This is a genomic window from Pseudonocardia kunmingensis (assembly GCF_006716445.1).
GTDB lineage: Bacteria > Actinomycetota > Actinomycetes > Mycobacteriales > Pseudonocardiaceae > Pseudonocardia > Pseudonocardia kunmingensis.
Genome location: NZ_VFPA01000002.1, coordinates 981,886 through 995,360, shown reverse-complemented (window position 1 = coordinate 995,360; position 13,475 = coordinate 981,886). Strand labels below are relative to the sequence as shown.

13 protein-coding genes are annotated in these 13,475 nt (G+C 72.0%); 8 read left to right on the top strand and 5 right to left on the bottom strand.

Features of this window, described 5'->3' with window-relative positions:
* Position 1: 1 nt before the first annotated feature.
* From FB558_RS20545 to FB558_RS20535, 3 genes are read left to right on the top strand one after another with little or no spacing between them, the layout of a single operon-like run.
* Positions 2-826, top strand: coding sequence for an ABC transporter permease (locus tag FB558_RS20545; protein ID WP_142055855.1), 825 nt, complete (start codon positions 2-4; stop codon positions 824-826).
* Entirely contained in the window at positions 799-1,632 is an 834-nt protein-coding gene (locus FB558_RS20540) for an ABC transporter permease (RefSeq protein WP_211366706.1), read from the top strand. The genes FB558_RS20545 and FB558_RS20540 overlap by 28 nt, the downstream gene beginning before the upstream one ends.
* Positions 1,633-1,657: 25 nt before the next feature.
* Complete coding sequence (locus FB558_RS20535) at positions 1,658-2,053, top strand: RidA family protein (RefSeq protein WP_170231432.1); 396 nt, start codon at positions 1,658-1,660, stop codon at positions 2,051-2,053.
* A gap of 10 nt (positions 2,054-2,063) precedes the next feature.
* Here FB558_RS20535 and FB558_RS20530 read toward each other — a convergent pair whose 3' ends face one another.
* From FB558_RS20530 to FB558_RS20520, 3 genes are all read right to left on the bottom strand, one after another.
* Positions 2,064-3,431 carry an SLC13 family permease gene (locus FB558_RS20530; RefSeq protein ID WP_142055849.1) on the bottom strand — a complete coding sequence of 456 codons (1,368 nt, stop codon included), beginning with the start codon at positions 3,429-3,431 and terminating at the stop codon, positions 2,064-2,066.
* Positions 3,432-3,745: 314 nt separating this feature from the next.
* Positions 3,746-4,162: an aconitase X swivel domain-containing protein gene (locus FB558_RS20525; protein ID WP_142055847.1), complete on the bottom strand. Its 417-nt coding sequence runs from the start codon at positions 4,160-4,162 to the stop codon at positions 3,746-3,748.
* Positions 4,159-5,406 (bottom strand): aconitase X catalytic domain-containing protein, encoded by a 1,248-nt coding sequence (locus FB558_RS20520; protein ID WP_142055845.1) that lies wholly within the window; start codon positions 5,404-5,406, stop codon positions 4,159-4,161. Before FB558_RS20520 ends, FB558_RS20525 begins: the two co-directional genes overlap by 4 nt.
* A gap of 78 nt (positions 5,407-5,484) precedes the next feature.
* On the opposite strand from FB558_RS20520, the gene FB558_RS20515 reads away from it, so the two are divergent.
* The 5 genes from FB558_RS20515 to FB558_RS20495 all read left to right on the top strand — a co-directional run bounded on the left by FB558_RS20515 (position 5,485) and on the right by FB558_RS20495 (position 11,005).
* On the top strand, positions 5,485-6,303 hold the full coding sequence (locus FB558_RS20515) for a GntR family transcriptional regulator (protein WP_170231431.1): 819 nt from the start codon (positions 5,485-5,487) through the stop codon (positions 6,301-6,303).
* Between the two features lie 35 nt (positions 6,304-6,338).
* The gene (locus FB558_RS20510; RefSeq protein ID WP_142055841.1) at positions 6,339-7,370 is read left to right on the top strand and encodes an AraC family transcriptional regulator; all 1,032 of its coding nucleotides are present in this window, start codon (positions 6,339-6,341) and stop codon (positions 7,368-7,370) included.
* A 190-nt stretch (positions 7,371-7,560) separates the two neighbouring features.
* Positions 7,561-8,991, top strand: coding sequence for a carotenoid oxygenase family protein (locus tag FB558_RS20505; protein WP_142055839.1), 1,431 nt, complete (start codon positions 7,561-7,563; stop codon positions 8,989-8,991).
* 44 nt (positions 8,992-9,035) lie between these two features.
* Positions 9,036-10,250 (top strand): MFS transporter, encoded by a 1,215-nt coding sequence (locus FB558_RS20500; protein WP_170231430.1) that lies wholly within the window; start codon positions 9,036-9,038, stop codon positions 10,248-10,250.
* Complete coding sequence (locus tag FB558_RS20495; RefSeq protein ID WP_142055835.1) at positions 10,247-11,005, top strand: alpha/beta fold hydrolase; 759 nt, start codon at positions 10,247-10,249, stop codon at positions 11,003-11,005. The genes FB558_RS20500 and FB558_RS20495 overlap by 4 nt, the downstream gene beginning before the upstream one ends.
* A gap of 43 nt (positions 11,006-11,048) precedes the next feature.
* Here FB558_RS20495 and FB558_RS20490 read toward each other — a convergent pair whose 3' ends face one another.
* Together FB558_RS20490 and FB558_RS20485 are read right to left on the bottom strand one after the other, a co-directional pair.
* The gene (locus FB558_RS20490) at positions 11,049-12,374 is read right to left on the bottom strand and encodes an MFS transporter (RefSeq protein ID WP_142055833.1); all 1,326 of its coding nucleotides are present in this window, start codon (positions 12,372-12,374) and stop codon (positions 11,049-11,051) included.
* A complete protein-coding gene (locus tag FB558_RS20485) occupies positions 12,374-13,402 on the bottom strand; it encodes an MBL fold metallo-hydrolase (protein ID WP_142055831.1) in 1,029 nt (342 codons plus the stop codon). Before FB558_RS20485 ends, FB558_RS20490 begins: the two co-directional genes overlap by 1 nt.
* Between the last annotated feature and the right edge of the window lie 73 nt (positions 13,403-13,475).

Genomic DNA, 13,475 nt, shown 5'->3' with positions numbered 1-13,475 from the left:
CATGACCACCCCGCCCACCAGCAACGCCACCGGCCTGGCCGCACGTCTCGCCCGCCTGGACCGCAAGCACAAGGCCCTCGTCTTCGGCGGCGAGGTGGTGTTGTTCCTGGCCGTCTGGCAGGTCGTCGTCGGGCAGTGGCGCCTGGTCAACGCGACCTTCTTCCCGCCACCGCTGAGCGTGCTCGACGGGCTCGTCGACCTCGTGTCGTCCGGCACGCTGACCGAGCACGCCCTCACGTCGGTGCAGTCGTGGGTGACGGGGTTCGCCCTCGCGGCGGCGATCGGCATCCCGCTCGGCCTGCTCATGGGCAGCTCGCTCCCGGTCGACCGGATCGTCGGGCCGCTGGCGTGGACGATCTACGCGACGCCGATGCTGGCCTACCAACCGCTCAGCAAGGCCTGGTTCGGCTTCGGGACCGGCCCCGTCGTCTTCCTCGTGGTGATCGCGGCCGTCTTCCCGATCCTGCTGAACGTCTCGGCCGGGATCCGGACCACGAACCCGTCGCTGATCAGCGCAGGTCGGGTGTACGGGGGGAGCCGGTTCCAGCTGTACCGCAAGGTGCTCCTCCCCTCGACCGTCGCGTTCCTCTTCGCCGGTCTCCGACAGGCCGCGGTCATGGCCACGATCGGCATGATCGCCGCCGAGCTGACCGGTTCGTCCACCGGGATGGGGGCCTTGATCATGCGGACCTCGAACACCTACAACACGGCACAGTCCTTCGCGGCGATCGGCCTCGTGGTGCTGTGGAGCGTGGCGATGACCCAGCTGATCAGCGGCCTCGGCAGGTGGTGGGCGCCGTGGACCCGGACGGGCGGACGATCATGACGAAGGCGCGACGGACGAACCGCGCACTGCCCGCGGATGCGAAGTGGACGGCGATCCTGGGCATCGCCGTGGTGGGCATCGTGGCGTTCTGGCAGCTCGCCGTCACCCGCCTCGAGCTGGTCCCGGCCGCGTTCCTGCCGCCGCCCACCGCGGTCGCCGCGGCGTTCACGGAGCTCGTCACGCGCGCCGAGTTCTGGAGCGCCCTGCTGTTCAGCCTGCAGAACCTCGCCATCGGGCTGGTCGCCGCGGTCGTGGTCGGAGTGGTGGCCGGGCTCGCCGTCGGTTGGTTCCCGGTGCTGCACTTCACCGTCGCGCCGTTCCTGTGGCTGCTGTACTCCACGCCGAAGGTCGCGCTCGCGCCGCTGTTCATCCTCGTCCTCGGGCTGGGCAACTCCTCCAAGATCGCCTTGGTCTTCCTCCTCGCGGTCTTCCCGATCCTGCTCAACACGATGGAGGGCGTCGAGACCGTCAGCCCGTCGCTCGTGCGCGCAGGCCGGGTGTTCGGCTTCCACGGCGTCGCACTGGGCGCGAAGATCATCCTCCCGTCCACCCTCCCGTTCAGCCTCGCCGGTATCCAGCGCGGCGCCGCGCTCGGCTTCACGGGTGCGGTGCTGGGCGAGTTCCTCGGCGGGGCAGGCGGCCTCGGGCACATGCTCGAGCGGGCGGCGTTCGACTTCCGCATGGACGAGGCGCTGGCGATCGTCCTCGTCATGGTGGTCATCGCGAACGGACTGCTGCTGGCGATCTCCGGAGCGCGTCGCCGCTGGGCACCGTGGTACAGCGGCAGCGTCAGTGCCGTCAGCTGACCCCTGCGAGCTCAGGAGCACCAGCGTGCACAAGACGTTCATCTCGCCCACCTCGATCTACGCCCCGACGTGGGACTTCAGCCAGGCGATCAAGGTGACGGGCGGGAGCCTGCTGTTCGTCAGCGGCATCATCGGCTACCGCCCGGACGGCACGATGCCACGCGGCCTCGTCGACCAGGCCGAGGTCGCCTTCGAGAACCTGCAGCAGGTGCTGGCGGCGGCGGGCGGGGCCATGGCGGACATCGTCAAGGTGAACGTCTTCGTCGGGGAGGACTACCGGCTGCACCGCGACGAGATGCGCGAGGTGCGCTCCCGGTTCTTCCCGCGGGACTTCCCGGTGAGCACCCTGGTGCAGGTGGCCGGCTTCGCCAACCCGGACTACCTCTTCGAGATCGAGGCGATCGCCGCCCTTCCGGCCTGACCCGTGCCTTCTACCCGCCCGGCACGACGAAGACGAGCCAGACCAGCGGCGGGCCGGCGACGACGGTGAGCACGGCCCAGAGCAGCAGTCGGCGGAAGAACACCCGCTCGGGCAGGGTCTGCTGGTTGGCCAGCAGCAACGCGCCGTTGGTCGACATCGGGCTGCTGTCCACCAGGGTCGACGCGATCGCCAGCGCGGTCACGGTGCCGATCACCGAAAGGTCGTGCGTCATCAGCACCGGGACCGCGAGCGGGATGGTCGCCGCCAGCACACCGGCTGTCGCCGCGAACGCCGAGATCAGCGCACCCACGAAGCACAGTGCCAGCGCGGCGAACAGCGGCCTCCCGCTCTGGTTGATCAGGTTTCCCACGTAGTCGAGCGTGCCGACGTGCTCGAGCACTCCGACGTAGGTCAGCATCCCCCCGATCAGCAGCACGACCGACCACGGCACCTTCTGAACCGCCTCGGCCGCGCGGTCGGTCGCGAACAGGGTGAGCGGAACGCTGATGACGATGGCGAGCAACCCGACGTCGAGGCCGAACACGAGAGCGCCGACGACCAGCGCGAGGATGCCGGTCAGCGTCAACGCCTGCGAGCGGTTGATGCGAGCGGACGGGGCGCGGCTGCCGACCCGTTGCGGGCTGGCGGTCACGGCTGCAGCCGGGCCGAGCCCGACCGTTCCGGGGCTCGAGCCGGCGCTCGGTCCGCTGGACCCGCCGTGGTCGGGGCCTTCCTCGATCGGGTCGGCCGCACCGGCTCCCACCTTGCCGCGCTTCCACAGTCCACCTCCCCCGAGCACCAGGAACACGACGACGGCCACAGCGGCGCTGAACGCGAGGTTGTTGATGAACAGCAGACCGGGCGAACGAGGGAGACCGGCTTCCGCGAGAACGCCATCGGTGATCACGCCGAACGGGCTGATCGGTGAGAAGCTGCCGCCGACCGAGCCGAGGCAGATCATGATCCCCATCATCAAGGGGTTGATCGAGTGCCGGGCGGCGAACCGCAGCGCGATGGGAGCGACGCAGGCAAGCGCGGCGGCGGCGAGAGCGCCCATCGCGGCGAGCAGCGCGGTGAGGCCGTACATCAGCCACGGGATGAACGCGAGACGACCGCGCACCAATCCGACTCCGCGATCGATCATCCACTCGACGGTCCCGTTGGTCTGGGCGATGGCGAACAGGTAGGTGACGCCCACCAGCAGGACGAACAGCTTGCTCGGGAACCCGCCGAAGATGTCGTCGGGGCTGAGCCCTCCGACCAGACCGCCGACGAGGTAGGCGGCGGCCAGCGCGAGCACGCCGAGGTTGACGGGCAGCCACGACGCGATGACGAACATGGCGACGAGGACGTAGATGGAGATCAGCTCAGGAGACACGACGACCTCCTGCGCCTGACGAGGGGGAGGAACCGGCAGTGCTCGTGACGAGGCCGACGGCCACGTGTCGCGGGTCGGCGGCCGCGAAGGTGACGGCGAGCAGGACAGGGCAGAAGAACTGCACGGGCGACAACGTTGTCTCCTCTGGGGGGTGCGCCAGCACCGGACGGCGTGCGGCTCGTGATCGGCCGGGTACGCGGTCGCCGATGCCCCGTCTCGCGCTACGCAGGAATGGGTTGGGGCAGGCGTCACGCCACACCGAGACGCGGATGCGGTGGGATGGTCGTCGGTCGGGCTGTGCGGTGGTGCGCCGTTCAGCGGACGATGGCGACGGTGTGGTTATCCGGAGAGATCCGCACGAGTTCGCCGGTGCGGACCGTCTCGAAGAACTCCTGGTCGACACCGGCGACGATCGGCAGGCCCGCGGTGACGGCGCCCTGGACCATGACCGGGTTGACGGCACCGAAGATCAGGCCACGCGGACCCACGCCGAGGCCGCGCATCGACAGGAACGCCCAGCCTGCGGCGACCCCGCCCTGGACGCCGGGTGCGATGAAGATCTTGCCGCGGACCGACTGCCCCTTCAGGGGGTGATCGTTGCGGGAGATCAGGCCGGTGGTGCGGTCGAGGTCGTAGCGCGCGCTGAAGGCGACCGGGCTCACGACGGCCTCCGCCTCGACCTCGGCGCCGGTGGCCTGCGCGACCCTGAAGAAGGTCTCGATGGTCGTCATCGTCCTGCCACCTTTCCGGTGAGAGCTGCGTCGATGCACTCGTCCGTCCGACGGAGCGCAGGCGTGTAGCCGTGGGCGCGGATGATGTTGACCAGCTTCGCCGAGTTGGTCACCAGGTTGCCCCAGCCGAAGTGTTCGCGCTGGGCGGCCGGGTCCATGACGTACCAGCAGGTGCCGCGCAGGACGATGCCGCCTGCGGAGGTGATCGCCTCCATGTGCCCCTGCTCGCGGAGCGCCTCGCAAGTGAGGCTGTTCGTCGTGAGCAGCAGCGTGACCGAGTCGGAGACCTTGTTCCCCTGCAGCCGGTCGGCGATGTGCTTGCTCTCGAAGAAGGAGAGCTGCGGTGCCGTGAACACCACCAGGTCGACGGGTCCGCCGTCGGGCAGGTCGCGGGCCATGAACGCGTCGATGTCGGCCTGGGAGACCTCGAACTCGTCGATCAGTTCCCGGCCGGCGTTCGCCGCCTCGAAGGTCGGCGCCTCCGGTGTGGTGCCCACGATGTGGTACATCGCCATGGAGCCGTAGCTGGCCAGGCTGGCACCGAAGTGCTTGAGCTCGTCGGAGACCGGACCCGGCCGGTCGACGACTTCGATGGCCGGCACGTTCCAGTACCCGCGCGTCCGCTCGCCGATCAGGCCGCCGAGGGCGCCCCAGTCGGCGTGATCGTCCAGGCTCGCCGTGACCCGGACCCGGACGTTGGCCCGGCGGTTCTCGTCGAGGTGGAAGCCGTACTCCGGAGTCCGGCCGGTCAGCGCCGCCGCGAGCCCCGCCGCGCCGGACTCGTAGTTCGTCCGTGCCCCCAGTACGGAGTTCGCGTAGGCGACCGTGCCCGTGTCGCCCCACGCCACGTGTTCTCCCAGCCTCGGCTGGTAGACGGACTGGTAGCCGATGCAGGTGTTGACGGTGGAGACCCCGAGCCGACGCAGGAGCACTCGCGTCTCCTTCTCCCCCTCGACGAGCTCGGGCGACTGGGCCAGCAGGTGGGCCTGCTCGAAATCGACCGACTGCGCGTTGCGCGTGGTCGGGACCCGGACCGTCACGCCGGCGTCGGCGAGCCGGGTGAGGTAGTTGGCGCCGGCCTGACCGAAGACCTCCCGGTCACCCATGAAGTGGGCGTTGGTGACCTCGACGAACCGCTCGGCTCCGAAGAACTCCCCGACGCTCACCTGCTCCCGCAGGATCCCGGCCAGTGCCTCGCCATGTCTGCCGTCGAGGATGTCCTGCTCGGCCGCGGTCAGTTGCATGGTTCCTCCCGGACGATGGATACCCTGGAACCCACAACTCACACTACAACAGGATACAAGTCAAGCGAACGGAAGAAGATGACCGAAGACCAATCTGTCAACCTGTTGCACCGTGGCAGCTCGGCGAGCATGCACGAGCAGCTGGCCGACCAGTTGCGACGACTGGCCGCCCAGTCGGGCTCGGACACCCGCATGCCCACCGAGATGGAGCTCGTCTCGACGTACCAGGTGAGCCGGACCACCGTCCGGAGGGCGATCGCCGCCCTGGTCGAGGAGGGACTCCTGGTGCGCCGCCAGGGCGCAGGCACGTTCGTCGCACCGAAGCGGGCGGCGCACCCACTGGACCAGCTCCGGCCGTTCGTGTCGATCTTCTCCAGCATCGGCAAGTACCCGGAGGGCCGGGTCCTGCGCTTCGAGTGGACGAATGACCCGAGCGCGCTGCACGGTCTCGACGCCGACGCCGGGCTGCTCATCCGACGCCTCTACATCATCGAGGGCGCGCCGCAGGCGATGGTGGACATCACCCTCCCCGACGTCGTCGGAGAGCGGATCTCACGCGCGCAGATCGAGGAACACCCGATCTACCAGGTCCTCCAGCAGGACCTCGGCCTCAAGCTCTCCCACGGCGACATCACCCTGGCCAGCGTGGGAGCCCGCCCGGACCAGGCCGAGCTGCTCGGGGTCAACCCGGGGAGCCCCTTGCTCGCGCTGTCCCGGGTCACCTACGACGACTCCACGCGGCCCGTCGAGCGGGCCCGGTACCACCTCCTGCCAGACCTCTTCGAGCTCCATCTGACCGTGGGCGCCCAAGGATCCGAGCAGCTCTCCTACTCCTTCACCCGCCCTGGCCCCGAACTGGTGATGCGAGCAGGATCCGAGGACGCAAGCCCCCGGTGAGCCGTTCCGCGGGGTTAACGGGGGGGGAGACACTGATGACGTCGATCGGCTCCTCGAACAAGGCGGTGATCCCGCCGACCGTGCTCGCCGCTGTCCTGGAGATCGGGCGCCGCGAAGGGCTTCCGGTGACGTCGTGGCTGTCGGGCACCGGGCTCGATCCCGCTCTGCTCTACGCGCCCGGCGCGCGGGTGTCGTTGCAGCAGGCGCGGACGGTCCTGCGCCGGGCGCTCGCCGCGTTGCCGGGGCGTGCGCTGGGGGTGGAGGTGGGCGAGCGGGACGCGCTGTTGTCGTTCGGCCTGCTCGGTGTGGCGATGCGGGCGTCGGAGACCCTGGGCGAGGGCCTCACCCTCGCCCAGGAGCTGCACCAGGCCTCGGGCAGCCTCCTCGACGTGGAGCGCGAGGATCTCGGCAGCCGCATCGGGGTGCGGTTCTGGGAGCGCTGGCCGGACCCGGGGCTGGCGGCGTTCCTGTGCGAGGAGGCGCTGGTCAGCACCGTCATCGTCGTCCGCTCGATGCTGGCGGACCCGACATGGGCGCCGTTGCAGGTCGACCTGGCCTACCCACGACCTGCGCACGCTGCGCGCTACCACCAGGTTCTCCGCTGCCCGATCACGTTCGACGCCGGCGCGAACCGCATGGTCATCCCCGCCGCGTTGATGGAACGTCCACTTCCGACCCGGCACGAGCCGACGCGACGGGCGGCCATCGAGGCCAGCCGCAGCATGCTCGCCCCGGGCGAACCGCCCTCGGACCTGGTCGCCTCGCTCGAGACCCTGCTCGCCGGGCACCTGCGGCGGCCGCTGAGCATGCGGGACGTCGCCGAGCGGCTGCACGTGACCGAGCGGACCCTGCACCGGCGGCTGGCCGAGGCCGGAGTGCGCTTCCGCGACGTCGCGAACCGGGTCCGTGAACGCCGCGCGACGTCGCTGCTGCGGCACTCGTCGGTGCCGGTCAGCGAGGTGGCGACCGAGGTCGGGTTCGGCGACAGCCGCGAGTTCCGGCGTGCCTACGCCCGCTGGACCGGGCGCACGCCGTCGCAGGCGCGCGGGGGCCGGTCGCCGGACTAGGGACCACCTGTCCCGCGACGGCGGGTCGGCAGGTCGGTAGTGCGTCCGGTCCGCCCCTCCTCCTGTCCGTTCGAGCCCTGCACCCCCGCGCGTACGCGCTGTTGCATGGAGCGCAGGGGCTGAGACGGAACCGCCGGGCAGCCCCGGGGGCGGAATCGCATCCCGCACCACGGCGGCACGGAAGGAAGAGATGACGAACACCAGCACGACCGACGTCCCCCTGCACGTGACCGGTCACCTCGCCCCGGTGCCCGACGAGATCGACGCCGTCGACCTGCCCGTCGAGGGCGCGCTGCCGCCCGAGCTCGTCGGCCGCTACCTGCGCAACGGCCCCAACCCGCTGCCCGGGCAGCCGTCGAAGCACTGGTTCGCGGGCCACGGGATGGTGCACGGCATCCGCATCGACGGCGGCCACGCGCGCTGGTACCGCAACCGGTGGGTGCGGACGAAGGCGCTGGCCGGGGCGCCCGCGATGCGCCCCGACGGGAGCCCCGACATCACCGTCGGCGAGGCGAACACGAGCGTCATCGCCCACGCCGGGAAGATCCTGACGCTGGTCGAGAGCGGCCTGCCGCACGTGCTCACCCCGGACCTGGAGACCGTGGGGACCAGCGACTTCGGCGGCCGGCTCACCACCTCCATGACGGCGCACCCCAAGACCGATCCGGTGACCGGCGATCTGCACTTCTTCGGCTACGGCGTGACGGCCCCGTTCGTCACCTACCACCGGCTCTCCGCCGCGGGCGAGCTCGTGGCGAGCGCACCGATCTCCGTTCCCGGACCGACGATGATGCACGACTTCGCGATCACCGACCGGCACGCGGTGTTCCTCGACCTGCCGATGACGTTCACCCCGGAACGGATCGACCACCCCCTGCCCTTCGACTGGGACCCCTCCTACGGCGCCCGGATCGGCGTGATGCCGCTCGAGCGCCCGGGCGAGGTGCGCTGGTACGAGATCGACCCGTCCTACGTCTTCCACGTGGGCAACGCGCACACCGACGCCGCCGGGCGGGTGGTGCTCGACGCCGCCCGGTACGCGGGCGCGGACGCGGCGCGGGCGTGGGCGCACACCGGCACCCCGTCCGCCTCGACCGGCGTCCCCGCGCACCCCGACCCGGCGGGCCCTGCCGCCGCGGCCGCCGACAGCGGACTGGCCCGCCTCCACCGCTGGGTGCTCGACCCGGCCACCGGCACCGTCACCGAGACCACCATGGACGACCGCGGGATCGAGTTCCCCACCGTCGACGACGACCGCGTGGGGCGCGTCGCCCGCTACCGCTACGCGGTCTCCGGTGGCGACCCCTCCGCCACGGCGATCGTCAAGCTCGACGCGGACGCCGGGGTCGTCGCCGAGCACGCGCTCGGCCCGGACGTCGTCGCCGGCGAGGCGGTGTTCGTGCCCTCCGGCTCCCCCGACCGCGCCGAGGACGATGGCTGGCTGCTCAGCATCGCGAGCCGGCGCGACGGCGGCGGCTCGAAGCTCCTCGTGCTCGACGCCACCGACGTCGGCGGCGCGCCGGTCGCCTCCGTCACCCTGCCCCGGCGGGTCCCGGCCGGCTTCCACGGCTCGTGGATCACCGACGCCGAGCTCGAGCAGCTCCAGGAGGCCGGCGGATGACGTGCCGGCTCGAACCCCGAGCGGTCGGCGGGCGAGGACGGCCGGTGCGACCGCGGCTCCCCACCGGGGCGCTGCTCGGCCTGTTGACGATCGGAACGTTCGCGGTCGGGGCCGACAGCTTCGTCCTGGCGGGAATGCTGTCGCCGATCGCGTCGGACCTGTCGGTCTCGGTCGCGGCGGCCGGACAGCTGACCACGGCGTTCGCGGTGACCTACGCCGTCGCGGCGCCTGCGCTGGCAGTGCTGCTCGGCAACGGGGACCGGCGGTTCGTCCTGGCCGCGGGCGGGGCGCTGTTCGCGCTCGGGGCCGCCCTCCAGGCCTCGTCGACCTCGATGCCGTTCATGCTGGTCGCCCAGGTGCTCGCCGGAGCAGGAGCCGCGCTCTACGTCTCCAACGCCACCGCGACCGCGGGTGCCCTGGTCCCGGAGGCGCGCCGGGGACGGGCGCTCGCCATGGTCTACGGGGGCTTCACCGTCGCCACGCTCGCGGGCGGCCCCCTCGGGCTGGTCGCCGCACAGGCGGTCGGCTGGCGCGGGGTGCTGGGGGTGGTCGCCGCCTTCGGTGTCGCCGCCGCTCTCGGGACCCTGGCCCTCCCGGCGGTGCACCTGCCGAAGGCGACCATGGCCCGGCGGGTGGGTGTGCTCGGCCGGCGGGCGGTGCTCGTCACCCTGCTCGTCACGATGCTCGCGCAGGCAGCGGTGATGGGTGCGCAGGTGTACCTCCCGACGATCCTGACGCCGGCCGCCGGGCCGTTGCTGCCCGTCCTGCTGGCCGCCACCGGCGGGGGGATCGTCGTGGGCACGTGGGCCTCCGGCCGGCTCGTCGACCGCACCGGTCCCGACCCCATCCGGTACGCCGCCTTCGCGGGGCTCACGCTCGTGCTCGGCGCCGCGATCCCCGTCGTCCTGGGCCACGTGGGGTGGTTGTTCGTGGTGATGCCGGTGTTCGGCCTGTTCGCCGGGATGGTGCTCGTGCCCCAGCAGCACCGACTCGTCGCGGCGGCCCCGGACTCCCCCGCGGTCGCCCTCGGATGGGGCTCCTCCGCGATATACCTCGGCGCCGCCGTCGGGTCCGTCGCCGGCGGGGCCGTGCTCGCCGGGGCGGGACCGGTCTGGCTCGGTCCCCTCGCAGCGGGCCTGGTCGTCCTCGCGTTGCTCGCCACGCGGCTCGAGCCGCGCACCCCACGTGATCCGGCCTTCGTGGGTCGCACACCTCCGTTTCCCGACAACCGTCCACGAACAGCGAGGAGCAGCCGATGACCGTGGTACTCGTACACGGCAACCCCGAGAGCGCGGCGATCTGGACCGCTCTGGTCGACGAGCTGGCGAAGGCCGGTGTCACCGACACGGTGCGCCTGTCCCCGCCCGGGTTCGGCGCGCCGCTCCCCGACCACTTCGCCGCCGACGTGACCGGGTACCGGGACTGGCTGATCGCCGAGCTCGAGCTCCTCGGCCGCCCGGTGCACCTGGTCGGCCACGACTGGGGCGGCGCCCACGTGCTCAACGTGGCGATGGTCCGACCCGATCTCCTGCACAGCTGGGCCAGCGACGCGATCGGGCTGTACGACCCCGGCTACGTCTGGCACGACCTCGCACAGCGCTGGCAGACCGATGGCACGGGCGAAGCCGACGTGGGGACCCTGGTCGGAGCTCCCCTCGAGAGGAAGACCCAGCAGATGGTCTCGCTCGGGTTCGACCGGCCGACCGCCGAACACATCGCGCACGCCCAGAACGCCGACATGGGCCGCGCGCTGCTGGGGCTGTACCGCTCCGCCAGGCAGCCGGCGATGGCCGACCTCGGTCGCGCGCTGCCCGACGCCGCAGCTCGCCCCGGACTCGCCCTGGTGGCGAGCGAGGACCACTACGTCGGCTCCGTGGCCCTGCGTCGCCGATCGGCCGCGCGGGCCCGCGCCCGCGTCGAGCTCCTCGAGGGGTGCGGGCACTGGTGGATGGCCGAGGACCCGGCGCGGGGCGCCGACGCCCTCACCCGGTTCTGGGCCTCGATCCGAGACTGACCCCTCCGTCAGCGCGACGGCGATCCGGCGGACTCGACGCGGGTCAGCCGATGTCGCGCAGGTCGTGGTCCTTGCCCTCCTTCGCCACGACGAGGGCGACCAGGCCGATCGAGGTCATGCCCATCCAGGCCAGTGCGACGAGCCACAGCGACCCCCCGCCCACCAGCACCAGCGAGGAGGCGATCACCGGCATGAGACCGGCCCCGAGCGCCGCGGCGATCTGGTAGCCCATCGAGGTCCCGGTGTAGCGGATCCGGGTCGGGAAGAGCTCGGCCGCGAAGGCACCGTAGGGCCCGGCGACGAAGCCCTGGATCACGGCCAGGCCGAGGAGCAGCGCGAGGAACACCGCCCACACGCTGCCCGCGTCGAGCAGGAACATGATCGGGAAGGCGAGCAGCAGTGCGGCGACGTTCCCGCCCATCATCACCGGCCGACGCCCGATCCGGTCCGACAGACGCGCCGCGACCACCACGACCGCGATCACGCATACGCCGGTGAGGGCCTTCACGTTGAGCACGCTGGTGGGCGAGAGCTGGAGCTGCGTGACGGCGTAGCCCAGCGCCCACACCCCCATCAGGCCCTGCGCGGCCTGCCCCGAGATCCCGGCGGCGATGGCCAGCAGCAGCCGCCGCGGGTAGCGGGTGAGGACCTCGCCGACCGGCACCTGCTTCTCCTCCACCGCCTCCACGGCCTCCTGGAACACCGCCGACTCGGCGGTCTTGAGCCGGATGACCAGCCCCACGCCGGCCAGCACGGCGCTGAAGAGGAACGGCACCCGCCAGCCCCAGGACAGGAAGTCCTCCCGCGGCAGCGTCGAGGCGAGGCTGAGCGCCAAGGTCCCGACGATCGTGCCGGCGGGGGCGCCCATGTAGGCGAAGGAGGCGGCGAAGCCGCGGGACTCCTTCTTCGCGCGCTCGAAGCCGAGCAGCATGGCGCCGCCCCATTCCCCGCCCACCGCGACGCCCTGCAGGATCCGCAGGAGCACCAGCAGCAGCGGCGCCGCGACGCCGATCTGCTCGGTGGTCGGGAGCAGGCCGATCAGCGTGCTGACCAGGCCCATCAGCACCAGGGTCACGACCAGCATGGACTTGCGGCCCAGCCGGTCGCCGAGGTGGCCGAACACGATGCCGCCGAGCGGGCGGGCGAAATAGCCTGCCGCGAGCGTGCCGAACGCGAGGATCTGCGCGACGCCGGGACCGACCCCGGTGAAGAACACGGTGCCGAAGACGACGCTCGCGGCCGTCGCGTAGAGGATGAAGTCGTAGTACTCGATCGCGGTGCCGACGAAGCTGGAGGCCAGGATCCGGCGCATCTCCTGCGGGGTCGCCTCGATCCGCCGGGCGGACTGCGCGCTGTCGGTGCCTGCCATCACGCCACCTCCGTCCTGCGGCCGGTCGCGAACGCGATGACGTCCAGGTCGTCGGGCACGAGCACCGGGCCGCGGAACGTCTCGGCGGCGCCCGCGGAGAACGCCGACGCCGGGGCGTCGCCGGGCACCAGGTGGTGCAGGGCCAGCACCCGCGCACCGGCCCGGGTGGCGAGCTCGCCCGCCTGGCGGGCGGTGGTGTGGGCGCGCCCGTGGTGGGCCATCGTCGCCCGCCGCATGGCCGTGTCGGCGTAGCGGCGGCCCATCGCGGTCAGGTCGATCGCCTCGTGCAGCAGCAGGTCGGTGTCCCGCGCGAGGCGGACCACGTTGTCGCAGGGCGCGGTGTCCCCCGAGATCGTCACCGAACCCCCGGCCGTGTCGAACCGGAACGCGAACGCCGGGGCGGTGGGCGGGTGCTCGACCAGGATCGCGGTGACGACGACGTCGTCGTCGCGGTGGACCTCGAACGGCTCCATCGGCGGGGCCACCCGGGTGTCGGGGGCGAAGCCCGTACCCGGCGGCAGCGCGATGTCGTGGACGGCCACCTGGTCGGCGGGTCCGCGGGTCAACGAGTCGAAGATCCGGTCGTTGAGATCGGTCGCGTGTGCGGCGCACAGCAGGTCGACCATCTCCACGGTCCCCGGGGTCGGGTTGGCCGGCGCCACCGGTTCCGGCCGTCCGGTCGCGTGCGGCGACAGCGGCGGCAGGCCGCCCCGCGGGCCGGGACCGTGCACCGCGATCGGCGGAGCGGCCGGGTCCCGGCGCTCGAACAGGCCGAACAGCAGCAGCGGGACCAGGTCGGCGACGTGGTCGGAGTGCAGGTGGGTCAGGAACAGCGCGCGGACCCGGTCGAGCGGCAGACCGGCGCGCGCGAGCTGGCGACCGGTGCCCTGGCCGGCGTCGACGAGGTACACCGCCTCGCCGACGACGACGGCCGTCCCGATCCCGCTCCGCGCGGCCGCGGCGCCGGGGCGGTCCCACCACCGCGGACCGCCCGCGGTCCCGAGGGTCACCACATGAGGGCTGGACATGACACTCCTTCGTGTCGTGCTGGGACGTGCGGCAGCCGCACCTTCCCCTAGCACTGTCGCCCACCAGCAGAAT